The 26,394-nt window shown below is 32.3% G+C and carries 22 protein-coding genes and 1 other RNA gene; 8 read left to right on the top strand and 15 right to left on the bottom strand.

What is annotated here, in order from left to right; all coding sequences use genetic code 11:
* Nucleotides 1-117: 117 nt before the first annotated feature.
* Nucleotides 118-921 (bottom strand): SDR family oxidoreductase, encoded by an 804-nt coding sequence (locus QWY99_RS06500; protein WP_290262908.1) that lies wholly within the window; start codon nucleotides 919-921, stop codon nucleotides 118-120.
* A gap of 185 nt (nucleotides 922-1,106) precedes the next feature.
* Nucleotides 1,107-1,204: signal recognition particle sRNA small type (ffs, locus tag QWY99_RS06495), an RNA gene on the bottom strand.
* Between the two features lie 88 nt (nucleotides 1,205-1,292).
* Between ffs and QWY99_RS06490 the strand changes: the two genes are divergently transcribed.
* Nucleotides 1,293-2,348 (top strand): glutaminyl-peptide cyclotransferase, encoded by a 1,056-nt coding sequence (locus QWY99_RS06490; protein WP_290262906.1) that lies wholly within the window; start codon nucleotides 1,293-1,295, stop codon nucleotides 2,346-2,348.
* Between the two features lie 15 nt (nucleotides 2,349-2,363).
* The gene (gene hutI, locus QWY99_RS06485) at nucleotides 2,364-3,602 is read left to right on the top strand and encodes an imidazolonepropionase (RefSeq protein WP_290262904.1); all 1,239 of its coding nucleotides are present in this window, start codon (nucleotides 2,364-2,366) and stop codon (nucleotides 3,600-3,602) included.
* 615 nt (nucleotides 3,603-4,217) lie between these two features.
* Here the strand turns inward: hutI and QWY99_RS06480 are convergent.
* Nucleotides 4,218-5,096, bottom strand: a complete 879-nt coding sequence (locus QWY99_RS06480) for a DUF8428 domain-containing protein (protein ID WP_290262902.1) — start codon at nucleotides 5,094-5,096, stop codon at nucleotides 4,218-4,220.
* Nucleotides 5,097-5,193: 97 nt separating this feature from the next.
* Between QWY99_RS06480 and QWY99_RS06475 the strand changes: the two genes are divergently transcribed.
* Nucleotides 5,194-6,231 (top strand): formimidoylglutamase, encoded by a 1,038-nt coding sequence (locus tag QWY99_RS06475; RefSeq protein WP_290262900.1) that lies wholly within the window; start codon nucleotides 5,194-5,196, stop codon nucleotides 6,229-6,231.
* 111 nt (nucleotides 6,232-6,342) lie between these two features.
* Complete coding sequence (locus QWY99_RS06470; protein WP_290262897.1) at nucleotides 6,343-7,596, top strand: DEAD/DEAH box helicase; 1,254 nt, start codon at nucleotides 6,343-6,345, stop codon at nucleotides 7,594-7,596.
* Here QWY99_RS06470 and QWY99_RS06465 read toward each other — a convergent pair.
* The 3 genes from QWY99_RS06465 to aroC form a co-directional block, all read right to left on the bottom strand.
* Complete coding sequence (locus tag QWY99_RS06465) at nucleotides 7,593-9,797, bottom strand: response regulator (protein WP_290262895.1); 2,205 nt, start codon at nucleotides 9,795-9,797, stop codon at nucleotides 7,593-7,595. The genes QWY99_RS06470 and QWY99_RS06465 overlap by 4 nt on opposite strands.
* Nucleotides 9,798-9,946: 149 nt before the next feature.
* Nucleotides 9,947-11,242, bottom strand: coding sequence for a dicarboxylate/amino acid:cation symporter (locus QWY99_RS06460; protein ID WP_290262893.1), 1,296 nt, complete (start codon nucleotides 11,240-11,242; stop codon nucleotides 9,947-9,949).
* A 58-nt stretch (nucleotides 11,243-11,300) separates the two neighbouring features.
* Nucleotides 11,301-12,359, bottom strand: coding sequence for a chorismate synthase (gene aroC / locus QWY99_RS06455; protein ID WP_290262891.1), 1,059 nt, complete (start codon nucleotides 12,357-12,359; stop codon nucleotides 11,301-11,303).
* 189 nt (nucleotides 12,360-12,548) lie between these two features.
* Here aroC and QWY99_RS06450 point away from each other — a divergent pair, with 189 nt between their 5' ends.
* Both QWY99_RS06450 and QWY99_RS06445 read left to right on the top strand, forming a co-directional pair.
* Entirely contained in the window at nucleotides 12,549-13,373 is an 825-nt protein-coding gene (locus QWY99_RS06450; RefSeq protein WP_290262889.1) for a UDP-2,3-diacylglucosamine diphosphatase, read from the top strand.
* 128 nt (nucleotides 13,374-13,501) lie between these two features.
* A complete protein-coding gene (locus QWY99_RS06445; protein ID WP_290262887.1) occupies nucleotides 13,502-13,987 on the top strand; it encodes a hypothetical protein in 486 nt (161 codons plus the stop codon).
* 50 nt (nucleotides 13,988-14,037) lie between these two features.
* On the opposite strand, the gene QWY99_RS06440 is transcribed toward QWY99_RS06445, so the two are convergent.
* The 7 genes from QWY99_RS06440 to QWY99_RS06410 form a co-directional block, all read right to left on the bottom strand.
* On the bottom strand, nucleotides 14,038-14,463 hold the full coding sequence (locus QWY99_RS06440) for a protease complex subunit PrcB family protein (RefSeq protein ID WP_290262885.1): 426 nt from the start codon (nucleotides 14,461-14,463) through the stop codon (nucleotides 14,038-14,040).
* 22 nt (nucleotides 14,464-14,485) lie between these two features.
* Nucleotides 14,486-15,628 (bottom strand): N-acetyl-alpha-D-glucosaminyl L-malate synthase BshA, encoded by a 1,143-nt coding sequence (gene bshA / locus QWY99_RS06435; RefSeq protein WP_290262884.1) that lies wholly within the window; start codon nucleotides 15,626-15,628, stop codon nucleotides 14,486-14,488.
* A gap of 389 nt (nucleotides 15,629-16,017) precedes the next feature.
* Nucleotides 16,018-16,500, bottom strand: a complete 483-nt coding sequence (locus tag QWY99_RS06430) for an ABC transporter ATPase (protein WP_290262882.1) — start codon at nucleotides 16,498-16,500, stop codon at nucleotides 16,018-16,020.
* A gap of 202 nt (nucleotides 16,501-16,702) precedes the next feature.
* Nucleotides 16,703-17,494 (bottom strand): (Fe-S)-binding protein, encoded by a 792-nt coding sequence (locus tag QWY99_RS06425; RefSeq protein WP_290262880.1) that lies wholly within the window; start codon nucleotides 17,492-17,494, stop codon nucleotides 16,703-16,705.
* Between the two features lie 126 nt (nucleotides 17,495-17,620).
* A complete protein-coding gene (locus tag QWY99_RS06420) occupies nucleotides 17,621-18,958 on the bottom strand; it encodes a 4Fe-4S dicluster domain-containing protein (protein WP_290262878.1) in 1,338 nt (445 codons plus the stop codon).
* A 9-nt stretch (nucleotides 18,959-18,967) separates the two neighbouring features.
* Nucleotides 18,968-19,927, bottom strand: a complete 960-nt coding sequence (locus tag QWY99_RS06415; RefSeq protein ID WP_290262875.1) for an MlaD family protein — start codon at nucleotides 19,925-19,927, stop codon at nucleotides 18,968-18,970.
* A gap of 50 nt (nucleotides 19,928-19,977) precedes the next feature.
* Nucleotides 19,978-21,132: an N-acetylmuramoyl-L-alanine amidase family protein gene (locus tag QWY99_RS06410; RefSeq protein ID WP_290262873.1), complete on the bottom strand. Its 1,155-nt coding sequence runs from the start codon at nucleotides 21,130-21,132 to the stop codon at nucleotides 19,978-19,980.
* 135 nt (nucleotides 21,133-21,267) lie between these two features.
* Between QWY99_RS06410 and QWY99_RS06405 the strand changes: the two genes are divergently transcribed.
* Complete coding sequence (locus QWY99_RS06405) at nucleotides 21,268-23,928, top strand: putative LPS assembly protein LptD (RefSeq protein ID WP_290262870.1); 2,661 nt, start codon at nucleotides 21,268-21,270, stop codon at nucleotides 23,926-23,928.
* A 48-nt stretch (nucleotides 23,929-23,976) separates the two neighbouring features.
* Nucleotides 23,977-24,357: a RidA family protein gene (locus QWY99_RS06400; protein WP_290262868.1), complete on the top strand. Its 381-nt coding sequence runs from the start codon at nucleotides 23,977-23,979 to the stop codon at nucleotides 24,355-24,357.
* Nucleotides 24,358-25,093: 736 nt separating this feature from the next.
* Here QWY99_RS06400 and QWY99_RS06395 read toward each other — a convergent pair.
* A complete protein-coding gene (locus QWY99_RS06395; RefSeq protein ID WP_290265353.1) occupies nucleotides 25,094-25,468 on the bottom strand; it encodes a methylglyoxal synthase in 375 nt (124 codons plus the stop codon).
* Nucleotides 25,469-25,483: 15 nt separating this feature from the next.
* The gene (locus QWY99_RS06390; protein ID WP_290262866.1) at nucleotides 25,484-26,335 is read right to left on the bottom strand and encodes an N-acetylglucosamine kinase; all 852 of its coding nucleotides are present in this window, start codon (nucleotides 26,333-26,335) and stop codon (nucleotides 25,484-25,486) included.
* Between the last annotated feature and the right edge of the window lie 59 nt (nucleotides 26,336-26,394).

Here is a 26,394-nt window from a genome sequence, read left to right as displayed (position 1 = left end):
AATTTCCAAAATGCGCTACCTACAAACCGCTTATTAAGCGCCTTTTGTAAATCTGGTCGGGCTATACGCACTACTTTGGTAGTTTGCTCCTATCCCTCACGCATCATCATTACAAAATTACAACTTATAATGATTCATTAACATCTTTTCATAAACTTTATCAGGAAGAATACGTTTCAAAACAATTGAAAATTTCTGCATAAATGCCCCAACTTTATAGTGCACATTTGGTTTATCAGTCTGCATAATTTTATAAATCGCTTCTGCCATTTCATTAGGATTACCGCCTGCATCCACATGTTCATTCATAGTAGAAAGAACCTCTCCGTATACTTTTTCATAAGCAGAACCAGAGATTACAGGTGCATGATAACGCCCTGCAGCAATATTAGTAGCAAAATCACCTGGAGCAACATTAGTAATAGTAATACCAAAAGACTTTACTTCCATTCGTAAAGCTTCAGTAATCAACTCAAGTGCCCCTTTAGAAGCCGAATAAACACTTCTGTAAGGCAATCCCATATATCCAGCTATAGAAGTGATATTTATAATCAATCCCGATTTTTGCTCACGCATTTGAGGTAAAACAGCTTTCATAACCTCAATAGGTCCAAAAAAATTAGTTTCAAAGTTATTCTTGATTTCTTCAGAAGGAATTTCTTCCAAAGGCCCCGTAATTCCAACACCAGCATTATTAATAACAACATCTAAACGCCCTGTAGTTTGAATAATTTTAGTAATTGCAGTTTTAATCGACTCCGCATTACGAACATCCAAAGCAACTAAAGGAAAAACAGAATTCAAAACCTTCTCAGGAGTTCTACTCGTTCCATACACTACAAATCCCTTATTATGTAAAAATTCACCAATAGATTTTCCAATTCCCGAAGATCCGCCTGTAATCAGCACTACTTTACTCATATTGTAGATTATATGTTATTGATTAAATATAAAAAGCTATATCCGTTAAGGATCTTTTAAGTGAATCCCACAATAGAGAAACATAATATAACTTAGTAAGGTCCAAAAATAAAAAAATCTCCCCTAAGGAAGATAACATTTAAATTAATTTCAAAAAAAAATCTGAATAAAAATTCAGATTAAAAAAAAGGCAAGCGACCTACATCGCATCGCTCAACCACTTACCCTTGCTATGTTCCCATCCTGGGGGAGTCTGCAGGAGCAGATCGTGTAGGACTTGCCGGTGCAAATATACAATCTTTTTATATTTTTGCAAGAGCTTTGTGCCTATAAAAATAACATTGTATATTGCCTACTTCAAATTTTACACCATGAAAAAACATAACACACTAGCTTTCATTTTATTAGGAATAACACTAATCGGATGCAATGAGACAAAAAAAAGTGAAAATTCTATATTTTCTTTTGACGATTCTGCTTTTCCAGCACATTTTCTGACAAATCAGTCTGTTTCCTTAGGAGTTTTAAACCCAGATTCTAAACAAATCGATAGTATTGCCTACTTTGTAAACGACAAAAAAGTCGGATCGGTGAAAGGTTTAAACAAAGTAAACTTTGAATTGAAAGATCAAAAACTAGGATACCAAAAACTAAAAGCGGTAGTTTATTTTGATGGAGATAACTCAGAAGCTACTTCTAGAATAGAATTAGTTTCAAACGTACAACCAAAATTACTGAAATATAAAATTGTAAACACCTATCCACACGATGTGAAAGCATTTACTGAAGGTCTAGAATTTTTCAGAGATACCCTTTACGAAAGTACAGGACAAAAAGGAGATTCTTATTTTAGAAAGTTCGATTACAAAACAGGTAAAGTATATAAAGAGATCACACTTGATAGTAAATATTTTGGCGAAGGAATTACCATCATCAACAACAAACTATACCAATTATCTTGGCAAGAAAAAACAGGTTTTATATATGATATCAATACATTAAAACTTATCAAAACGTTCCAATATGACAAAGACATTGAAGGTTGGGGAATGACAAATGACGGTAAATACATTTATCAAGGTGATGGAACTGAAAAGATTTGGAAGATGGATCCAGAAACTCAAAAAATGATTGATTACATCAATGTTTACTCAGGAACTTCTAAAATTAAAGCTATAAACGAGCTAGAATTAATCAACGGAAAATTCTATGTAAATGTTTTCCAAAAAGATGCAATTGCTGTAGTAAACCAAACAAATGGAGCTGTCGAAGGAATACTTGATATGTCAGGGTTACGCAAACAATTAGCACCTAGTATAACAATCGACGACGTTTTAAACGGAATTGCATACAACCCAAAAACAAAAACAATTTTTGTAACAGGTAAAAACTGGGACAAAATGTTCGAAATCACTGTTTCAGAATAATTAAACACACACACAATGACAACCCTTATCATCAATATAAAAGAGTTAATACAAGTTCGAGAAACTGCAATCTCTAAAGTTTCTGGAGCCGATATGGCAATTCTTCCAACCATAAAAAATGCTTATTTAGTTTTAAAAGATAATTTAATAGCAGGCTTTGGGACAATGGAAAGTATTCCGGAAATAAAAGCTGACACAACTATTGATGCTACAGGAAAAATGATTCTTCCAACTTGGTGTGACAGTCATACACATATTGTATATGCTGGTAACAGAGAGCAAGAATTTGTAGATAGAATAAATGGTCTTTCTTATGAAGAAATTGCCAATCGTGGTGGTGGAATTTTAAATTCCGCCAAAAAACTTAACGAAACTTCCGAAGAAGATATCTATAACCAATCCAAAGCTAGACTTGAAGAGGTGATGCGATTAGGAACTGGAGCAGTTGAAATAAAATCTGGTTACGGACTTACAGTCGATGGAGAACTAAAAATGCTGAGAGTTATAAAAAAACTTAGCGAAAATTACCCAGTAACCATAAAGGCGACTTTTTTAGGTGCACATGCATTTCCTTTAGAATTTAAAGAAAACAAAAAAGGATACATTGATGAGATCATTCTCAAAATGCTACCCGAAATAGCTAAAAATAAACTAGCTGATTATGTCGATGTATTTTGCGAAACAGGCTATTTTTCTGTAGAAGAAACAGAACAAATCATGGAAGCTGGTGTCCAAAACGGATTAACACCGAAAATCCATGTCAATCAATTCAATTCTATTGGTGGTATCCAAGCAGGTGTTAAACATAAAGCTCTTTCAGTCGATCATCTTGAGATAATGACTCCAGAGGACATCCAAGCATTAAAAGACACTGAAACAATGCCTGTAGCATTGCCATCGTGTTCCTATTTCCTAAGCATTCCATATACACCTGCAAGAGAAATGATAAAAGCAGGATTACCAGTAGCATTAGCTACAGATTACAACCCTGGCTCTACTCCATCTGGTAATATGAATTTTGTTGTTGCTACTGCTTGCATCAAGATGAAAATGACACCCGAAGAAGCTATTAATGCCGCTACAATAAATGGAGCTTATGCAATGGGAGTTTCTAACACACACGGTTCTATAACAATAGGCAAAAAAGCCAATTTCATAATTACTAAACCTATTACCTCTTATTATCAATTGCCTTATGCTTTTGCTAGTAATTTAATAGAAAGTGTTTTTATTGAAGGAGAAATTTTCAAATAAAAAACACAAAACCAAACAGAGGCTGAATTACATTAAAAAACTATAAAAGAACAATTTAGCCTTTGTTTCAAGTAAATAAGTCAGTATCTTTACTTTTTAAGAAATAGCTTTTTTTTTATGAATACATTAGGCAACATAATAGCTTTATGCAAATTTAGTTTGAAACAAAGAGGTTTCAATACTAGCATAATCATGATTCCTAATGTCAACGTTCCAGTTACGTTTCTTAATTCCTTTAAATTAAAAATCTTCCCGAATTATTAAGCACCCGCGAGTGTGCTTATTGAATCCTATAAACTTTATTTTTTTCACATTCTAATCATTGCCAACATAAATTGGATAATGATACTCGCTATATAAAGTTTTATTTATTTCCATAAATTTTAGGATCACGGTTCTTTTTAAACAATTTAAATAATTAAAAAATTAAGAGCATGGCTAAGGTAAACAATATGAAAGTATCTACTAAAGATTTAAAGGCTAAGAAACAAGAAAAAGCATTAAAGAAACTAGAAGACAACCAGAATAAAAAAAGAAAATCTAGATAATAAATTAAAAAGAAAAAGGGGCTGTAAAACTAAGTTTTACAGCCCTTTTAACTTTTAAGCCCTTTTACTATCTTAAAGTAAAACTAGATTTTGAAACCAACTCATCATTATCAAAAACATTGATAAAGTAAGTTCCTTTTTCGAAATTTTTACCTGGTAAATCTTCAGAAACGTTTACAGTTTTATTCTCATATTGAACTTTCGTTTGAAAACTGTAAACTAAAGTTTTATCTCCAAATGATTCTGTCTTTTTATCACCTAAAACATTGTTCTTACTATCAATAACTTGTATATAATAAGTCTTGTCTCCAGATTTAGCAATTTGATTTTCAGCAATTGTAAAACTAATTTTCAATACATCAGCTCTACTAGCTTTATCAGTTTCTATTTGTTTTCCAGAACTTCTTAATTTATAAGCAGCTGTTTTAGTGTTTAAAATAGATAATTTAGATCCTTTTTCAACTGTTTTAGCCAATTCCTCATTTTGACCAACTAATACTTCATTGAATTTTTTAGACTCTCCTAAAACTACAATTGTACTATCACGTTGAACAGTTAATACACCATTTTGTTTTTTCAACTCATCGTTTTCAGCTACTAAAACTTTCATTTTACCTTGCATAGCTTGAACTTGAGATCTAAACTTAGACACATCACCTTTCGTTTTATTCAAATCATCCATTAAACCAACTACTTTGTCTCTTTCTTGAATTAATTCGTCAGACATAGATGTGTTTTCTGCAATTGCAGCATCGTAAGTTGCTTTTAATTCTTGTAAATCTTTCATAACAGATTCTTTCTCTGTTAAGGTTGTAGTAAGCTCATTTTTAACAACCTCTGAATCAGATGTCATTTTATATATATACACTAAGCTACCTACCAATAAAATTGCTAAAACCGCTATTACTGCCTTTAGACTCGAGTTGTTCTTCTTTTGATTTTCCATATTTTAAATAATTTTTTATAAACAAATTTAATAATTAATATAAGCTAATAACGTAAGTTGCTACAAATATATTATTTTTGGGAAATATATTTTTTTTATGGAAAAACTAATCCCTTTTACTATTAACGACTTAGCTAAAGTTACGAATCACAGAAGTGGTGAAATTAAATTTGGCGAAAAAATGCTTATAGTTCCAAAGGGAGCTGACGTAATTGATTTTCTTAAAAATTGCGAAGCCAAGTATGTGCTTTTAGGAATTCCCGAAGATATTGGAATCCGCGCCAATTACGGAAGACCAGGTGCTGCATCTGCTTGGGATAGTGCCATAAAGAGTATTGCAAACATCCAGCACAATCGTTTTTGCAAAGGAAACCATATTGTCGTTTTAGGTCAAATTGATGTACGCCAAGAAATGAAAGAAGTAGAACATCTTGATTTCAACGACATCGATGACCGATCAAAACTAAGCCAACTTGTAGAGCGCGTTGACAAAGAGGTTTCACACGTTATATTTAACGTTATCAAAGCAGGAAAAATCCCAATAATCATTGGTGGAGGTCATAACAATGCCTACGGAAACATAAAAGGAGCTGCTCTTGCACATGGAAAACCTATAAATGCAGTTAATTTTGATGCACATTCTGATTTTAGAATTCTCGAAGGAAGACATAGTGGAAATGGATTTTCATATGCCTATGAAGAAGGATTCTTAAAAAAATATTTCATATTTGGTCTACACGAAAATTATACCTCAAAAAGCGTGTTAGATATTATTAAAAAAATTGAAGACCGCGTTCGATACAATACCTATGACAGCGTGAAGATTCGAAAAGAAAAGGATTTCAATGCAGAAATGCAATTTGCTTTAGACTTTGTTAAAACCGACATCTACGGAATCGAAATTGATTTGGATGCAATTCCGAATATCGCAAGTAGCGCCATGACACTAAGTGGCTTTTCTATAGAAGAATTAAGACAGTTTATCACTTATTTTGGTCAACATCAAAATGCAGCCTACATCCATATTTGTGAAGGTGCACCTGATTTAGGTGAAGAAAAAAACAGCCATTTAATAGGCAAACTAATAGGCTATTTGATTACAGATTTTATAAAAGCTAATTATCAAAAAATCTAATTAATACCTTCATTTACCAAATAAACCCATAATCAAATAAACGATTAGCCGAATAAACCTATCTTTGCACAGAAATTTAGTACTTAAAACTAAATTCTTAATACCGAAAATATGTTATTCGAAGACTTATCACTTTCAAAAAGTATACAAAAAGCCGTATATGAAGAAGGCTACACAAACCCTACTCCTATCCAAGAGCAATCTATTCCGATTGTTTTATCAGGAAGAGATTTAATAGGGTGTGCCCAAACAGGTACCGGAAAAACTGCAGCATTTGCTATTCCTATTATACATCAATTACACCGAATCGTAGGCTCATCAAAAAAAGCCAAGCAAATTCGTGCACTTATAGTAACACCTACAAGAGAGTTAGCCGTACAAATTGGACAAAGTTTTGAAACTTATGCTAAATACACCAACTTAACACAGCTTACAATATTTGGTGGAGTTTCACAAAATCCACAAGTAGATACTCTTAAAAAAGGAGTAGATATTCTGGTAGCAACTCCAGGAAGATTACTTGATTTACAAAAACAAGGATTTTTAGATTTAGATCATTTACATGTTTTAGTCCTAGATGAAGCAGATCAAATGCTAGACATGGGATTCATTAATGATGTAAAAAAGATTGTAAAACTTACTCCAAAAAACAGACAAACACTATTGTTCTCAGCTACAATGCCAATTGCAATTCGTGAACTAGCTGAAATGTTCTTACAAGATCCAGCAAAAGTCGAAGTCTCTCCTGTATCATCTACAGCAGAAAACGTAGAACAACGTGTTTATTTTGTAGAAAAAACAGAAAAAAGAAACTTACTTTATCATTTAATAAAAAATGAAGAACTATCGAATGTTTTGGTTTTCTCTAGAACAAAACACGGAGCCGATAATGTTGTAAAAGCACTTAGAAAAAACAATATCGCTGCCGAAGCAATTCACGGTGATAAATCTCAAAACGCAAGACAACGCGTACTTGATGCTTTCAAAAACAAAGAAGTTGGTGTTCTTGTAGCTACAGATATAGCAGCACGTGGAATTGATATCGATCAATTACCGTATGTTATCAATTTCGACTTACCTAATATTCCAGAAACATACGTTCACCGAATTGGTAGAACGGGTCGTGCAGGAAACGGAGGAGTTGCAATTTCTTTTTGTAGCAAAGACGAACACGGATACTGGAAAGACATTCAAAAACTAATAAAAGTTGATGTAAAAACAGTTTCTGACCACCCTTATCAATGGCATGCTGGAAGTCCAGAAGCTGCAGCAACGGCTAAGCCTAAAAACTCAAACCGAAGTGGTGGAGCACATAAATCAAGAAAATCAGATGCATCTAAGCAAAATAAAAAACGTTGGTACTAACCAACGTTTTTTGTTTCTACTATAAGGCAATTTATAATTTTGAATAGTTTCACAGATTCAAAAGGTTTTATTATAATATCATTTATACCAGCAGAAATAGCCTCTTCACTAATTTCATCTTTATCAAAAGCTGTTAAAGCTACAATAGGCGTTTTTATACCTTTTAAACGTATTTTTCTTGTAGTTTCAAACCCATTCATCATTGGCATATTAATATCCATTAAAACCACATCAAAATCCTCGACATCTAATATTTCTAAAGCCGCATACCCATCATCAACAACAGTACAGCTATAATTATTCTTTTCTATAATTTTCTTAGTAACTATTTGATTAATTAAATTATCCTCGACAACTAAGACTTTAAACATTTGACTACACGTTAAATCAACCTGAATTTCATTAATTATACTTTTTGTCCTCTCAAGATCATGTTCAAAAACTATTGTAAATGTAAATACCGTCCCTTCCCCAACATTACTTTCTAAAGAGATTGAACTTCCAAACAAACTTAACAATCGTTTCACAATTGTCAACCCTAAACCAGTTCCTTGATAATCCTCTTCATTTCGCCCAACTTGTACAAACTTCTCAAAAATTTTATCCTGATCTACAGCTGCAATGCCCATTCCAGTATCTTTTATCTGAAATTCAATAAAGTTTGCTTTACCAATGACTTCTACCAAGTTTGCAATAACAGACACTTCTCCATTTTTAGTAAATTTTAAAGCATTACTCACTAAGTTCATTAAAATTTGAGCAAATCTAAGTTTGTCCCCAATCAGATATTCTGGAATAGCTGGGTCAATCATTACTGTAATCTGATTGTTATTTTTTTGAGACAAAAAAGACAATGAATTTTTAATCATGTTAATCTCGTCAGTCATATTAAAAGTCAAACTTTCGAGTACAATTTTATTCTCTTCAATTTTATTAATTTGAAGAATATCATTAACTAAAGACAATAAATACCTAGCCGAGAACTTCAAAGAACTCAAATGCTTACTTCTTGCTAATTCCTTATGCTCTTCTAATAACATATTTGTTATCCCAACAACACCATATAAAGGCGTACGTAATTCATGGCTTATTGTAGATATAAATTGCGTTTTAAGAATGGAAGCTTCTTCTGCTTGTTCTTTAGCCTTGATAAGTTCTTCATTTGTAAATAACAACTTAGCATTTGTCTTCTTTTTAAAAATAACATTTTTATACAACGTAACTATTAAGATTAGAAAAATACAAGAAGTCAAAACAAATAACAAAACTATAATCTTAGATTTCTTTAAACTTTGATCTTGAAGTCCTTTTTCAATTTCAATTTTACCAATCTGCCTTTTATACTCATCTAATTCAAGATTAAACCCAGCACTTTCAGCTTTTTTTAATTTTTCTTCATTGTATATTTTTTCTTTTATCTCATTGTACTTAACAATGTATTTGTATGCATTTTTATAATCTCCAATTTTATTTAAAAACTTAGAATATTCAATATACGAATACAATAAATCAGAGTTTACAACCCCAGAAACCCCATGCTTAATTGCTTGCAAGAAACTCTCATTAGCCTTAGCATTATCCTTCATATGAGAGTAATACATTCCGTTAAGCATATTAAACACAACAACAGAAGGCTTATTGAAGTGCTCTTTATGATGCGCCCTTATGTAATTAAAATAAGGCAAGCCTAATTTAAATTCGCCAATATCAAAATATGCCCATGTAATATTTAGATTAATGAAATAAACAAGCGAGCTGTCTTTTTCTTTTTTACTGTACTCGAGAGATTTTTTATAATGCTCAATTCCTTTTTTGTATTGTTTTTTTTCAAAACAATACACGTTACCCAAGTTATTATTAATTTTATTTTTTAAAACATTATTAGTTGTTTTATTGGCAAAGGAGAGTGCTTTTTTATAATAGTATATTGCTTTATCAAATTCAGAAAACTCATTATAATTTGTTGCAATAATATTATATGAGAAAGCAATTAAGTTATTGTCTTTAGCTATTAATGCTTGTTGCAAAGCAACACGTGAAACGATTAGTGATTTTTCAAAATCGGATTCATTTAAATACTTAAGCGCAATATTAGCGGTTTTTGAAATTTCATCTACAGTTGGTAATTCTGTTTTGGCAAACACTGGTTGACCTAAACAAAATATCCAAAAAAAAATCAAAAGAATACGAATTCCAGACATAAATAGATAAAGTTTTATCAAATATACAGCTAAAAACAAAAAAAAGGAGCTGTATTTTACAAATAAAATACAACTCCTTCAAATATATTTATGACTAGGAAAGAATACTTTTTTTATTTATAAAAATATATTCCTTAACTCGATTTCAATTAACCATTAACATCCTCTGGAGCGTCAAAATTAATCTCTTTATCACCTTCCCATTTCCCCACTACCGATGTTGCAAGAGCATTTCCTAGTACATTGGTCGCGCTACGGAACATATCACAAAAATGGTCAATTGGTAAGATTATAGCAATTCCTTCAATAGGAATATCAAACATACCGCATGTAGCAGCAACAACAACCAAACTAGCCCTTGGTACTCCTGCAATACCTTTACTGGTCAACATTAAAACCAAAAGCATAACCATTTGGGTTCCAATATCTAAATGTATACCATAAAACTGAGCAATAAAAATACTTGCAAAAGTCATATACATCATACTACCATCAAGATTAAAAGAATAACCCAACGGCAACATAAAAGAAACTATTTTATCTTTTACCCCAAATTCCTCTAATTCTTCAGTTAATTTAGGAAAAACAGCCTCACTACTAGTAGTTCCAAAAGCAATAGCTACAGGTCCTGTAATTCGTTTTAATAATTCAGTCATTCTTCCTTTAAGAAAAATATAACCTACTAAAATTAAAACAACCCATAAAGTACTTATTCCGACAAGAAATGATCCGAAAAACTTAAAATATGTAATCGCTAATTCTCCAGCGTCTCTTACAGCAAATACTCCTGCAATGGCACCAAAAACACCAATTGGAGCAAAGTTCATCACATAGTTTACCATTTTAAGAACAATATGCGAAACTTTATCTAAAGCGTTTATAACTGGCTTTACTGAACTTCCTAATGAAGCACCAGCCAATCCAAAAAAGATAGAAAAAACAACAATCTGCAATATTTCATTGGTTGCCATTGCTTCAAAAATACTTTTAGGAACAATATGTTCAACAAAGTTTTCAAAAGATAAAGTTGTTGTTTTTGCAGTTACTTCAGTCGCAGCTGCCATATCAACATGGTCTAACTTTAAACCTACTCCTGGCTGCAAAACATTAATATAAAATAAACCTATTAACAACGATACAAAAGAAGCTGTAAAAAACCATGCTAAAGCTTTCCCTCCAATTCTACCTACTGTTTTTATATCTCCAAGTTTAGCAATTCCAACTACTAGAGTTGTAAATACCAAAGGAGAGATTATCATTTGTACCAAACGAATGAATATAGTAGCTAGCATTTTTATCTTGTTACTAAACTCTACCGCTGCTTCGTGTGATATAGTATTATGCAATATAATTCCTAAAGTAGCACCAAGAAACATTGCAATAAGAATTTGCCCTGTTAGCCCTCTGAAAAAAGATGTTTTTTTCGTCTCTGTTTTATTGTTCATCAAGTATGTTTTTTTGTATTAATTAAATATAAAACGCTCTCTTGTTTTACGTATTTTTCTAATATGTTTTGTTAATCAAATGAAAATCTGCAAGAACTATTGCAGCCATGGCTTCAACAATTGGCACAGCACGAGGAACAACACATGGATCATGGCGTCCCTTACCTGTCATTGGAGTAATATTTCCTTTATTATCTAATGAGTCTTGAGTTTGCATAATTGTAGCAACAGGTTTAAAAGCTACCCTAAAGTAAATATCCATTCCGTTACTAATCCCACCCTGAATACCTCCAGAAAGATTGGTTTTAGTTGTTCCATCAGTATTATATAGGTCATTATGCTGACTTCCTTTCATTTCTGAACCCGAAAAACCACTACCATATTCAAAACCTTTAACAGCATTAATAGAAAGCATCGCTTTTCCTAACTCTGCATGTAGTTTATCAAAAACAGGTTCTCCTAAACCTACAGGTACATTTTGAATCACGCATGAAACTACACCACCTACAGTATCTCCTTGTTTTCTAATATCTCTAATATACTCTTCCATTGTTGCCGCTTTTGCTTCATCTGGACAACGAACAGGATTACTTTCTGTTTTAGAAAAATCTAATTCCTGATATGGCGTATCTAAATGAATTGGTCCTACTGACGAAACATAAGCGTTAATCTTAATATCTGGTAGCATTTGTTTAGCAATAGCTCCTGCTACAACTCTGCTAGCTGTTTCACGAGCAGAACTACGACCACCACCACGGTAATCACGAAAACCATACTTCTTGTCATAAACATAATCAGCATGACTAGGTCTATAATTGTCTTTTATATGTGAATAATCATCTGATTTCTGATTTGTATTCGGAATAATAAAACCAATTGGAGTACCAGTAGTTTTACCTTCAAAAACACCAGATAAAAATTGCACATCATCTGGTTCTTTCCGTTGAGTTACTATTGCCGACTGTCCAGGTTTTCTTCTAGACATTTCAAACTGAATCGCCTCAAGATCCAATGTTATTCCAGAAGGACAACCATCTATAATTCCGCCTAAAGCTTCCCCATGAGATTCTCCAAATGTTGTAATTTTAAATAGTGTTCCGTAGCTATTTCCCGCCATTGTAATTAGTTTTAAGCAAATGTAAGTTTTATGAATTAAACTAAAAAATTTAAAATTGGTATTATTATCTAAAGATTAAACTGCATAATCATCACGATTTCTTAAAGTTGAAGGAAAATTGATAACTTTTTATTAAAAGCAAATCAACAGCAGATTATTTAAATTTGTTAAACATCAAATTAAAAAAAATTGAAAAAAAGAACTGTTGAAGTTGTCGTAATATCAGATGTACATTTAGGAACCTACGGAAGTCACGCCAGAGAACTAAGCAACTATTTATCAAGCATTAAACCGAAAATATTAGTATTAAATGGAGATATAATAGACGCTTGGCAATTCCGAAAATCATACTTTCCAAAGTCTCATTTAAAGGTTATACAAAAAATTATTGCTTTCGCTTCTAAGGGAACTAAAGTGTATTATGTAACTGGAAACCACGATGAAATTTTAAGAAAATTCAGCGAAATGACAATGGGGAGTTTTGCCCTTGTTGATAAATTAATTCTAGAATTAGATGATAAAAAAGCTTGGATTTTTCACGGGGACGTATTCGATGCATCTGTACAACATTCAAAATGGATTGCAAAACTCGGTGGAATTGGGTACGATTATCTCATTTTAACCAATAGATTCGTAAACTGGTGCTTATCTAAAATAGACCGAGAACCCTACTCTTTTTCAAAAAAGATAAAAGCAAGCGTAAAAAAAGCTGTCAAACACATTTCAGACTTCGAAACAACAGCAACCGATTTGGCAATAGAAAAGAAATATGATTATGTAATCTGTGGACATATCCATGAGCCAAAAATTATAAAAAAAGAGAACAAAAATGGCTCGACATTATATCTAAATTCGGGAGACTGGATTGAGAACTTAACTGCATTGGAATACCATAAAAAAAGATGGAAGCTATTTCACTACTCCCAAATGAATTTTGAAGAAGAAGAAAATCTCTTTGAAATGGAGGATAGCATAAGTAATCAATTGATTACATCACATTTTATCCCTAAATAGCTCTATTATTATCCTTTATAAAAAGGCTTTGCAAACTTATAAATGTGAATTATGAAACAATTAACAAATTTTCTGTAAATTTAACTTATATTTCATATAATAACTTTGTCAAAATAAATACTTACTTTATGAAAAAAATAATTTTGTCAGCTATTATGCTGCTAGGATTGGCATTTACTGCCCAGGCACAAGATATTTCTAAAAACGCACTTGGTTTACGTTTAGGAGATAATCACGGATTTGGTGGTGAGATTTCTTACCAAAGAGCATTATCTAAAAATAATAGAATTGAAGCTGATTTGGGTTGGAGAAACAGTAGAGACGTTGATGCGTTTAAATTAGTAGGTCTTTACCAATGGGTATGGAACATAGATCAAGGTTTTAATTGGTACGCAGGTGTCGGTGGTGGTATCGGTAGCTGGAACCATGATTACAACAATTATAAAGACAATGGAACTTTTGTATTTGCTGCCGGAAACATAGGTATTGAATATGGATTCAAAGAAGTGCCAATTTTACTTTCATTGGATGCAAGACCAGAAATTGGTTCTGGATATTATGATGATGATAATTTTGGGTTTGATATCGGATTAGGAATCAAATTTAAATTTTAATAGAAATGTATTTATAAAAGGTCCTGTAACTTAAGCTACAGGACCTTTTATTATTTAATGATAATATCTTTTTTTGAATTTATTTTCACAACTGCATAAGGATAAGTAATCACCTGCATTACCATACCATCAGGAGCAGGAGCCGTTTCTTTGACAGTGATAACAATATTGGTAGCTGTTTCTTCTACTTTTTCAACTCCAATAGAATAACCTCCAGTGTTTTTCTCTCCCATATTCAAGATAATAAAATTTGATTTAGCAATATCATCTTCATTTATTTTACCCTTTAGAGATGCATCGCTTTTAAGCATACTAATTTCATTGGGTTCACTCAAGATTTCAAAAAAACGTATATTACCACCACCATCACTTTGTTGTGTCAACACTTCATACAAAGCGGTACTTTTTTCTACAGATTTTGTAGTCCCACAAGAAATTACAAAAACAAAAACAAATAATAGTAATAGCTTTTTCATTTTTAATTATTTAAACTAATAATTACTTAATTTCCTTATAATTGTTAATCGCTTTCTGATATAAAGCCTCGTACTTAGGTAAGATATTTTTAATATCAAATTTCTTAGCAACCTCTAAAGCATTTGCTTTAAACTGATTTAAAGTTGCATCGTCTTTAAGAATTCTCAAAGCATTCACAGACATCTCTTCAACATTACCAACATCGCTTAAATATCCAGAATATCCTTCAAAATTCACTTCTGGTAATCCACCCGAGTTACTTGAAATCACAGGAACACCGCAAGACATCGCTTCAAGTGCTACTAAACCAAAACTCTCTGTTTCAGATGGCAATAAAAATAAGTCAGTAAAACATAAAATTTTATCAATCTCATTACTATTTCCAAAAAAGATTACTTTGTCGTATATTCCCAATTCCTGACATAAAATTTCGGCTTTTTCTTTCTCAGGACCATCACCAACCATCATTAGCTTAGCCGGTATTTCTTTCTGAATATTATAAAAAATCTTAATGATATCCGGGATACGTTTTACTTTTCTAAAATTACTTATATGCGTAATTATGCGCTCATTTTCCTTAGCCATAACATATCGATGACAAGGAGCTTCTGGATCTTTCTTAACCTTGTCCAATTCAATAAAATTTGGAATTACCTTAATCTTATTCTTGATATTAAACAACTTCAACGTATCCTCTTTTAGACTCTGCGAAACCGAAGTCACATAATCTGATTTATTGATACTAAAAGTCACAGCAGGCTTATAAAAAGGATGATTCCCAACAAGCGTAATATCAGTCCCGTGAAGCGTTGTAATCATAGGAATGTGAATTCCTTCGTTTTTAAGCATTTGCTTTGCCATATAGCCTGCATAGGCATGCGGAATAGCATAATGCACATGAAGCAACTCAATTTTATAAAGCTTTACCATATCAACCAATTTGCTAGACAAAGCCAATTCATAAGGTTGATAGTGAAACAAAGGATATTCTGGAACGTTTACTTCGTGATAATGTACATTAGGATTTAAGAGTGCCAACCTAACAGGCTGGCTATATGTAATAAAATGAATTTCGTGACCACGTCTTGCTAATTCAAGGCCGAGCTCAGTTGCCACGACTCCACTCCCACCAAAAGTAGGATAACAAACTATTGCTATTTTCATGTATTAATTTTAGTACTACGAAAGTACTCAAAAATAGCGTTTGATAGAAGTGAAATTTAAGTTAAAAAAGTAATCAAGTAAACCCAACTAAAGATATAAAGCCATTTTAAAGCTACCATAAATAGTTTGGCTCTTTTTAAGGAGCAGAAGCATTCTTAATCCAACAGAACATATAAACCCGCTATCCACTAAATCCGCCCAGAAAAAGCGCGGGATATCGTTCCCATCGGGGCTAGGTTAGAAATTTTGTTTTTCATAAGAAACCGTCATTAATTTCTACATATCAATGAATTACATAAACTCATCAATCAAATTAATTAATTTCATTTTGAGACAAAAAAAAGGCATGAAATATAAATCTCATGCCTCAAGTATTATTTGGTATCTTCTTAGAAAAAACGACTGTGCCAGCTATCAGCTGCAGGAACTTCCCATGACTCGTTGTATTCTTCTATATTATTTACAAGATTATTAAAAACAATCGTATTCTCTGATACCGATTTATCTTTAACCATTTTCTTAAAATCAATCAAAGGTTTATGAGCAATATGATCACCAAGTTTAAAAGTAACGTTCATTTTATCAAGTAAATCAACGTTGTACTTTTTTTCTAAAGCCTGAATAAACTCAACAGAACTATCAATAGAACATCCTGTAGCTGCTTGTACATCTTGATTTACCGCCAATATAATAAATCGGTTGTATTTCATTTCATACGAAGCTTCTAAACTTGTTCCGTGTGCTGCCCAACCTTCAACAAAGGTTTTTAAGTCAGCCTCTATTTCAGAAAATTCCTCATCAGAAAATTTTCTGTTTGATTGATAAATCCAAATTCTAGACTCACCAGGTAAATTTTCAAAAGGGATATACATTTTACTATTTTTTTATTATTATTTTTTTTGCTTCAGGTTTAATGTTTCAAGTTTCACACTGTGACTGAAAACTGAAAACCGCGACTGTTACTCTTTGTTTCAGGTTTCAGGTTTCAGGTTTCAGGTTTCAGATTAAAAAAACTTAGAATCAAAACCTTTGCACCTCTGAACCTCTGCTACTTTGAACCTCTGCTCCTAAAAACTAAAGATCCTGAGCATTTGCGATTAGCTCTGCAATATCTAAAACTTTTACAGAATCTTCTTTTTCCTGATGCTTAATACCATCTGTTAGCATTGTATTACAAAACGGACAACCCGCAGCAATAATGTCTGGCTTCGTTTCAAGTGCATCTTCTGTACGCTCTACATTAATCTCTTTTGTTCCAGGTTCAGCATCTTTAAACATTTGAGCACCACCAGCACCACAACATAATCCGTTTGCTTTTGAGCGCTTCATTTCGACCAACTCAATATCAAGTTTCTCAATTAATGCTCTTGGCGCTTCATAAATTTTATTAGCCCTACCTAAATAACACGGATCATGAAAAGTAATACGTTTACCTTTAAACTGTCCGCCTTCAATTGTCAATCGGCCATCATCAAGCAAAGATTTAAGAAATTCTGTATGATGTACTACTTCATATTGCCCACCCAATTCAGGATACTCATTTTTTAATGTGTTAAAACAATGCGGACAAGCAGTAACTATTTTTTTTGCTTCATAAGCATTCAGAACTTCAATATTCATCATTGCTTGCATTTGAAACAAAAATTCATTTCCAGCACGTTTCGCAGGATCACCAGTACAACTTTCTTCTGTACCAAGAACAGCAAAAGAAACACCTGCACGATTTAATATTCGAACAAATGCTTTTGTAATTTTCTTAGCTCTATCATCAAAACTTCCTGCACAACCTACCCAAAATAAAACTTCTGGTTGTTTTCCTTGAGCTAGCATTTCTGCCATTGTTGGCACAACTAAACTTTCTGACATCTTCTTTTTTTGTTAAATCGGTTAATCGCTAATCTGATTATATCGTTGTAAAAATTAATCTAATTGCTAATTCACTAAAACCGAAATTTATTTTATTTAAACGCTTAAAAAATCAATTAAATTATTCTAATTTTCATTCTTCCAATTCAATCTATCTTGCTGATTGTATTGCCAAGGCGCTCCATTATTTTCAATATTTGTCATCATTGCATTTAAAGACATTGGTGCTGCACTTTGCTCCATAACTAAGTAACGACGCATATCCATAATAATTGATAATGGACTAATATTAACTGGACATTCTTCAACACATGCATTACATGATGTACATGCCCATAATTCTTCTGGAGTGATATAATCATTTAATAATGACTTATTATCTGGAACAAAGACTCCTTTATTAGCATCTATATTTTTACCTACTTCTTGCAAACGATCTCTTGTGTCCATCATAATTTTACGAGGAGACAATTTTTTTCCTGTTTGGTTTGCTGGACAAGATGAAGTACAACGACCACATTCTGTACAAGTATATGCATTTAACAACTGAACCCAATTCAAATCCTGAACATCGCTGGCACCAAATTTACTTGGAGCTGCATTTTCATCTACAGGAGCTGCTGCAAATGGATCAGCATTAGGATCCATCATTAATTTAACTTCTTTTGTAACTGACTCTAAATTATCAAACTGACCTTCTGGATTCAAATTAGCAAAATACGTATTTGGGAAAGCTAATAAAATATGTAAATGTTTAGAAAAATATAAATAGTTCATAAAAATAAGAATACCTATAATATGTAACCACCAAAATGCTTCACATAACAACATCACAAGTTCATTAGACATTCCGTTGAAAATTGGCGCTATAAACTGACTAACAGGAAAACTCCCTGCTTTATGAAAGTGAGAAAAGCCTCCAGGAACATTTTGCAAATGCAAATCAGAAGCGTTCATCAACAAAAACAATGTCATTAATACTACCTCAAAATATAAGATATAATTAGCATCATTTTTAGGAAATCCATTTAAATCCGGATTAACAAAACGCTTCAAACGAATAACATTTCTTCTTATCCAGAAAACGATTACTGCGACCAAAACTAACAAAGCCAATATTTCAAATGAACCTATAAGAACATCATATACTGGACCTAAATAGGGTGCAAAAACTCTATGCGTACCAAACAAACCATCGATGATGATTTCAAGTAATTCAATATTTATGATAATAAAACCAACATAGACAACAATATGCAGTGCTCCTGCAATTGGTCTTTTTACCATTTTAGACTGACCCAAAGCAATCATCGCCATGTTTTTCCAACGTGCTTTTGGATTGTCTTTGCGATTTACATCTACTCCTAAATTTATGTTACGGATTATTTTTTTTACGCTTGACGCAAAAAAACCAAAACCAATAATAAGAAGAATGGCAAATAAAATATTATCTAAATAACTCATATTTTAAGTTTATTTTTTTGAAATCGAATCGTTAACTGGTGCAACGTATGGCTTGTTTTTCTTTCCAAAAAGCGAAACATTTACATAACGTGTTGGCGACAAACGTACATCTTGCAACAATAATTCTAATTCTTTAGAAGTTGCTTGCAGATTATTATAAAGCGCTTCGTCTTTTAATAATTTACCCATTGTACCTTTACCAGAATTTAATCCATTCATCAAACCATCAACTTTAGCCAATGTTTGGTTTAAACTTCTAACCGTTTTACCTAGATCTGCTTTATTTAACGAATCAGACATTTTAGCAAAATTTCCAGACATTTTATTAAAGTTGGTAACTACACCATTAATCTGTCCTTTATTGGTATCCAAAATAGAATTGATGCTTCCTGAAGCTTTATGAAATTGCTCCATAGTTTTACTTAATTCAGCTAAACTCTTCTTTAGGTCCTCTTGTCCTTTTTGATCAAGAACATTATTTAAACCTGAAACAAGTTTATCAATATTAACTAGCATCTTCTCTACCTTGTCCTGAACTGGCGCTAATTTATCAGCTAAACCTGCAGTTAAGCCAAGTTTAGTAGTTCCTTTTAATAATTGTCCCTCAACAGCAGGCTCTTTATCATTATAGTTAGGATAAATTGCAATTTGCTTCCCTCCTATTAAACTTGGCTCGTATATAGAAGCCGTACTTGTTTTAGAAATAGGAAAATCTGTTTTTAATTGTAATTCAACCAATAGTTTCCCTGTAGCTTCATTAATTTTAATACCATTGATTTTACCAATCGCTAATCCGTTTAATGTAACTGGTGCAGATGTAGCCAATCCTTCTACATTATCGTATTCAACATAAAATGTCTTGTAATCAGTAAAGAGGTCCTTGCCTTTTAAAAAGCTGTATCCCCAAATAAATAATAAAATTGATGCAATGACTAAAATAGCCGTTTTAATTTCTCTTGTTAGTTTCAAAATGTAAGTGTTTGTACAAATTTAATATAAAAATATTGAACTTGTAATTATTATTTAAGCGAGTCTTGGATACTAATTTTTTCTCCATTTTTAAATGCAATCAAAAAAGCAGAGTCATAGCCCTTCTCTTTTGCTTCTTGCAAATATTTTTTTGCTTGATTATAATCGGCTGTTTGTTGATAGGTATATTTATAAACATTATTCTCGTATACTACAGAAACTCCTGATAAGCCCTTAAAGTTTGCTGGTGCTAATGGCATCTTTTTTATACTAGCCAAAAGTTGTACCTTATATATAGAACCATCTGAATTTGGTTTTATCGTATTTTTTTGAGTTGGAGCTATATTTGTAGTTTTTACAGGTGTTGAATCTTTTACTGGCTTTTCAACATTTTTCGAAACTGGTCTTTCTTCAACTGGATCAGCAGAACCACTGCCAAAATATTCTTTCTTGTAACTTATGATAGCCCCTGCAATTGCTTTTGCATATTCATCTTGTCCAGCTTCTGAATTTAAGATATCTCCTTCAGCAGGATTAGAAATAAAGCCTGTTTCAACCAGAACTCTTGGCATATATGCTTTATGAAGCACCATAAAAAGCGCTTGTTTTACACCACCTCCACGTAGTTTTTTCCCCATTAAACCAAATGCATCTTCGATTTTACTAGCTAGTGCAATACTATAATCTAAATATTCCTCTTGCATTAGAGTCATTCCAATCATAGATTCTGGCGAATTTGGATCAAAGCCTTCGTATTTTTGCTTGTAATCTTTCTCTAATGTAATAACCGAGTTCTCATTTTTTGCCACTTCAAGATTAGAAGCAGCTTTATTCATACCCATTACATATGTTTCGGTTCCAAATGCAGCCGTATTTTTATTTGCATTACAGTGAATAGATACAAAAATATTTGAATTGGCTCTGTTTGCAATGTTGGCTCTTTCGATCAAACCTACAAAAACATCTGTCTTACGGGTATATATTACATTAATATTAGGATAAGCCTCTAATATTTTTCCAACTTTTAAAACTATTGCCAGAGCGATATTTTTCTCAATACGCCCACTATAAACTGCTCCAAAGTCATGATCCCCGTGTCCTGCATCTAAAGTTACTTTAAAAATATTAGATTGACTATGGGCACAAAATGACATTATAGTTAGAAAAAGACTAAATATTACCCTATTTTTGTTAAATATATTCATATAATCTAAAAGTTAATTTTAATAAAATACAACTACTATAATTTTTTCAATTGATTATTTTTGACAAAAAATTATATGTAAGTTTGACATGTCAAAAAAACAAGCCATATTTTTACAAAAATAGTATTTAAACCTTTGCATACAAACTTATTTAATATCGTTTTATTATCATTTTTCCTAACATTAGGAAGTGCTAATATATATTCACAAGACACGAACAAAAAAAAGAAAGCTATAAACGCTAATATACAGCCAGATAGCACAAAAACAACAACTATAGATTCCATAAAAGTCGATAGTATAAAACCTAAAAAACCTTTTCTTGATGGCAAAGTAAGATACAAAGCCAAAGATTATGCTAAGATTGATCAAAAACGAAAACTCATTACCTTATATAATGAAGCGGAGTTATACTACCAAGATGTTGAACTAAAATCAGGTATCATTGTTTTAGATTACGAAAAAAATGAAGTTTATGCAGGTCGTCTCAAAGATTCAGCAGGTGTTTACTCTCAATATCCTAATTTCAAACAAGGAGCAAGTGCGGTTGAACCTGACTCTATTCGATTTAATTTTAAAACAAAAAAAGCTTTAATCTGGAATTCAAGATCTGAACAAGGTGAATTTAGAATCAAAGCCAGTATCACAAAAAAAGAAAACGACTCTGTTTATTTTCTAAAAGGAGCTCGTTTTACAACTGCAAAGGATGTTGACAATCCTGAATACTACTTTCAAACAAGTAAAGTTAAATTTATTCCTGGAAAAAAAGTAATCACCGGATTAACCAATATGGTAATTGCGGATGTACCCACTCCTATTGCGTTGCCTTTTGCGTATTTCCCTATGTCGTCTGAAAAAAGTATCTCTGGGTTAATTCTACCAAGTTATAATGACTCTAATACTAGAGGATTCTCATTACAAAATGGTGGTTATTATTTTGCCCTAAGCGATAACTATGATTTAACGGTTTTAGGAGATTACTATACAAACGGAAGTTATGCTATGCGTTTTGAATCATCCTATGCAAAAAGATACAAATACAGAGGTAATATAAATGTTCGTTTTGAAAACTTGATATCAAGTGAAAGAGGATATCCAGATTACTCAAAACAAAACATTTACAACATTCAGTGGTCACACTCTAAAGACACAAAGTCTAGTCCGAATTCAAGCTTTTCTGCTTCGGTGAATATGGGTAGTAGTAAATATTTTAAACAATCTATTAACCAAGCCAATATTGGATCTAACTTAAATAATACTTTAAGCTCATCTGTTTCTTACAGTAAAACGTTTAATACGCTACCACAAATACGTACATCGTTAACTGCGACACACTCTCAAAATACACAAACCGAAGTCATCAATATGACTTTACCAACATTAGAAGCGAGTGTTGATCGAATTTACCCATTCGCAGGGAAAAACGGAGTTAAAAAAGGATTCATTAAAAACATTAACTTTCAATACAACCTGAGTGGTAAGAATAGTATCGTAACAACCGATTCTCTATTTTTCAAACCTCAAATGTTTGATGATGCAAAAATTGGAGCTAAACATAGTATTCCAATAAGTACTAACTTTAAATTATTCAAATATTTTAGCGCAAGTACAACTGCAAATTACCAAGAAGTATGGCAAACAAAAACCATCGAAAAGATGTACGACGCAGATCAAAACAAAGTAATTGATAAAACAGTCAATGGTTTTGATGCATATAGAACCTACTCATTTAGCTCAAGCCTTGGTACAACTATATATGGTACATTTAATTTTGGTGAAGACAAGAAAATAAAATCGATTCGCCACGTAATGCGTCCATCCATTTCTTATGGATACACTCCTAGTTTCGATAAATATTACGACACCTACTCTGCTGATGCAACAGGAACTATAATGAAAGAGTATAGCCGATTTGAGGGCGGTATATTTGGAGCACCTGGAAACAACAACTCCAATATTGTAGGATTTGATTTAAGCAATACTTTTGAAGCAAAAGTCACAGATAGAGACAGCACAAAAACAGAACCTAAAAAGATAATGTTACTTAACAATTTAAACTTTTCTACAAGTTATAATTTTAATGCCGACGGAATCTCATCATTTGCATGGCAACCACTAAGAGTTAGTGGAGGAACACAGCTTCTTGAAAACAAAATGAACATTAATTTTGGCGCTACATTAAACCCATATGCAATTGATAATGCTGGAAAACAAATAAATGTTTTCAATATTGACAATGGAGGTAGTTTATTCAGAATGACAAGTGCAAACATGACATTGAACTACTCTATTTCAAGCAGAGATAAAAACAAAAACAAAAAAGAAGACCCAAACAGCCAAAACACAAGAAATGGTGGTCGTGAGGATGATTTATTTGGAAGAAACACAGATTTAAATGACAGTCGTAGAAGCCAATTTGACGGTTCTGAAGATGATGAAGACAATGCAATAACCGAGTTTTTTAATGCAAAACTTCCTTGGGATATGACTTTGGCTTACTCCCTAACCTACGGAAATAACATGAGAGAAAACAAAATCATAGGAAACTCTATAATGGTTTCTGCAAACATGGATATTACACCAAAGTGGAAAGGCGGTATATCTACAGGTTATGATTTTGTACAAAAGGGAGTCACTTTTACGCAGCTTCGTTTCGAAAGAGATTTATTAAGTTGGAGAATGGATTTTAACTGGACTCCTATTGGACCATATTCAAACTGGAACTTTTTCATTGGAATAAAATCTGGGGTTCTTAGTGACATTAAATGGAACAAAAGAAGTACTATAAACAGATAAATTAATCTGCTAAAAACTAAAACACATTTAATTTAAATTGATAAAATCATGAAAAAAATCATATTTACCGAAAATGCTCCTGCTCCAATTGGCCCATACAACCAAGCTGTTTTAAAGAATGACACTCTTTATGCATCGGGTCAAATCGCAATTAACCCACAATCTGGAGAATTAATTACAGATAACATTCTTGATGAAACTAAACAAGTAATGCAAAACATAGCTGCTATTTTAGAAGCGGCAGATATGACTTTTGAACACATCGTAAAAGCAACTATTTTTATAATGGATATGAATAATTTTGCGGCTATAAATAGTGTGTACGGATCTTATTTTGATGAAAAAACAGCTCCTGCGCGCGAAACTGTTCAGGTAGCTTGTTTGCCTAAAAACGTAAACGTAGAGATTTCTATAATAGCAATCCGATAACATATAGTACTAATGTGCCGAGGCTTACAGTAGCAAACGGCACATTGTACACTAATACGTAAGTATATTGCATCTTCTTTTGCAAAACTTCTTCTTAATGGTTTGATTCTTCTTCAACTAAAGAAAAAAAAAAAAAAACTCTACCTATTTTTATCCTTAGCATATATAGTACTTATTCAATTCTTTCAAGGAATTCTCACTTAGGACAAAATCACCTCTTAAAACGACTCTATTCCATAGGAAAAAGCTTTTATAGGATCAATATGAAAACTTAAGGGAAGACAAAATTCTCATCAAGTAGCTAACACTAAACTTTTTTCTACAAAATCCGACATTACGTATCTTGATTCTCCAAAAATTCGTCTTGACCCAAAAACTTGTTCTTTTAAAAAATCAAGACCCGATCCATATCAAATTGACGAAGTAATTGCACCTAGTAACACGACAATCTAGGAAATACTTTGCGTTAGTTTCTTGCGTTAGTTTCTTGCAGAGATTACTTCGTCTGTTCGCAGTCGCTCGGGTCTTCGTTCTTCAGAAGGACAAAGTTGTGGTTAAAAAATTTCGAATAAAAAAAACTTACTACTCCACAGGCTTTCGCATAGATCTTTTTACACACGATGTCTTTTTAAATTAGCTATGATGATGCACTTATTCTTGAATTTTAAAACAAATAAGACATAAAAAAACCGTCTCAATATTGAAACGGTTCGTTATAAATTTTAATGTATGTCTATTACAATTGTAACGCGATGGCATTTAATATCAACTGCGCAGAAGCTTCGTTAGTCGCTAATGGAACATTATGCACATCACAAACACGAATTAACATATTGATATCTACCTCATGAGCATGACTAGCAAGCGGATCCTTGAAAAAGAAAACCAATTGTGTCTTTCCCTCTGCTACTCTTGCAGCAATTTGAGCATCACCTCCCATAGGTCCTGAAAGCATTTTTTTGACTTTAAAACCAGCGTTTATCGCCTTGCCTCCAGTAGTTCCTGTTGCGATAAGCTTAATATTTTCATTAAGTAGGAGGGTTTTGTTTTTATTCAAAAACTGAACCATGTCCGCTTTCTTACCATCATGGGCTATAATAGCAATCTCCATACGTTTCATTTACTTTTATTTATTAGATATATGATATGCAATAAGCCCATCGATTGGACGTCTTAAAACGTTACCTAACTGCAATTCGTATTTATCAAAAGTTTCTTGCAATTCATCTTTTAAATAGAAAGCAATTGAACCAACAAAATGAACTGGAACTTCTTTACAATTATCGAATTGTCTAATGTAATTCTTAACAAATGATTTCATCCCTTTGAAGATGATTTTTCTGCAAAACTCAGAATCTTTATGCTTAATCAAGAACTTAGCAAAAGTAGCTAAATAAGCATTTGGATTTGGTTCTTTATATAACTTGTTTTTAATAAAATCAGGATCCATGTTGTATTCTTTTGCAAATTCAACAGCCAATTCCTGAGGCATTTTATTAAAGTAATATTTTCTAATTAATTCTTTCCCAAAAACATTACCACTACAATCATCCATAGCAATATAACCCAATGATTGCACTTTTTGATATAATTGCTTACCATCAAAATAACTACAATTAGATCCTGTTCCTAAGATGCTAACAATTGCTTTTTCTCCTTTTGGGGTAGTTGCATATACTGCAGCATAAGTATCTTCGTGAACATCAACAATTGCATTAACGAAATATTCTTGAAAAATTTGAGATAGAGAAATTTTCATTCTATCAGTACCACAACCTGCTCCGTAAAAGAACAAATGTGTCGCTGCATTTTTATTTTGTAGAATATCAAAACGGTCATTTAATCGGGTTACGATTTCATCACCATTAAGAATTTCAGGATTTAATCCTAAGGTTTGTGTTGTGAATAATATCTTGCCATTATCATCAATTGCTATCCAATCTGCTTTAGTAGAACCACTATCAACTATTAATTTCATTTTATTTTATTTAGTTTTCGGTTTAGTTTTTCATCATACAATATTAAGTGTAATTTTTT

Origin of the sequence: Flavobacterium branchiarum (assembly GCF_030409845.1) — a bacterium.
Lineage (GTDB): Bacteria > Bacteroidota > Bacteroidia > Flavobacteriales > Flavobacteriaceae > Flavobacterium > Flavobacterium branchiarum.
Note: the sequence above shows the minus strand (reverse complement) of the source record. Positions and strands in the feature narration are given on the sequence as shown.